We start from the raw sequence: 1,204 nt of genomic DNA, 5'->3' as shown, positions 1-1,204 counted from the left end.
CGCCATTCGAGTTCATCTGCAAAATCTGGACAAGAGAGCCAGAAAGATTCACTGTCGATCCAACCCATCACTCGCTGGGACTAAACACCTAGCCAGAAGAGGGAAGCAGGTATTATGTTCTTCACAGAGCTTGTCGATCTTTGCGCCCCTGATGGAGCCGTGGCGTCTGCACCCCCACCGGCTGTTTGCATCTATCGGCGCGACGCTCCAAGCGCCCTCGAAGCATATGCATATGAACCCGTTCTCTGTATGGTGCTTCAGGGCGCAAAGACGATGCGATCCGGCGACCAATCCGTCGAGATCGGTGCCGGAGATGCGCTGATTGTCAGTCAGCATCTGCCTGTCATCTCCCGGATTACGCAGGCCTCTCTGCAGCGGCCTTATCTGGCTATCGTGCTCTCGCTGAATCTGGTGACATTGCGCGAACTATATGCGCAGTTGGATGGCCTTCGGGACAGCGAGAGGCAGGAAGGTGCGATCAGTTGCTCGCAGTCCGACCCAAGCTGGGTCGAACCCTTGCACCGCTATCTGGATATGAGCGGCGACCTGGCAGCAATGTCAGTGCTTGGCCCACAGGTGCTGCGGGAAATCCATTTCCGCCTTCTGACGTCCTCAACAGGGGCTTCGCTTCGGAACCTCATGGCGACAGACGGTTCGGCCAGTCGCATTTCGCGATCCATTGCCGTGATGCGCGAACAGCTGGCCGCTCCCTTGAAGGTACCGGATATCGCGGAACAGATCGGGATGAGCAATTCAGCCTTTCACTCACACTTCAAAAAAGTGACTGGCACAACTCCGTTGCAGTTTCAGAAAGATCTTCGGTTGATCACCGCTATGGAACTGCTTGAGCACAGTCGCCGCTCCGTTGCATCTGTGGCCTACAAAGTCGGCTACGAGAGCCCTACGCATTTCAGCCGCGACTATAAACGGAAGTTCGGTTACAACCCGAGCGCATCAAGGAGCCTGGGTGACACATACCCGATGTCGATGTCAGCGTTAAAGACGGATACCATAGCCTGAACCACCTGAGTGTGCTTGCGTACGGTACCGTTCGAAAAGACACTATTATCCGACCTTCAGCATCACCCTGAACTGCGCCGGGTTTGCCGGAGGCTAATTACGTTTAGTTACGCGGCCATGCCTTCAGTTTCCAGAGCTGCGTAGAAGTTGGTCTCTGCCTCGGCTGGCGGGATGGTCCCGATGG

1 protein-coding gene is annotated in these 1,204 nt (G+C 55.8%); it reads left to right on the top strand.

Going from position 1 to position 1,204, the window contains the following annotated elements; genetic code table 11:
• Positions 1-114: 114 nt before the first annotated feature.
• Positions 115-1,020, top strand: coding sequence for an AraC family transcriptional regulator (locus ATI53_RS22830; RefSeq protein ID WP_111551447.1), 906 nt, complete (start codon positions 115-117; stop codon positions 1,018-1,020).
• The last annotated feature ends 184 nt before the right edge of the window (positions 1,021-1,204 follow it).

It is taken from the genome of Salipiger aestuarii, assembly GCF_003259905.1.
GTDB classification, from domain to species: domain Bacteria; phylum Pseudomonadota; class Alphaproteobacteria; order Rhodobacterales; family Rhodobacteraceae; genus Salipiger; species Salipiger aestuarii.
This window is presented reverse-complemented; position numbering and strand designations above follow the sequence as displayed.

Excerpts from the sequence above, each read along its gene's own strand:
- ATI53_RS22830 (WP_111551447.1), top strand. The coding sequence starts at position 115 with ATGTTCTTCACAGAGCTTGTCGATCTTTGCGCCCCTGATGGAGCCGTG.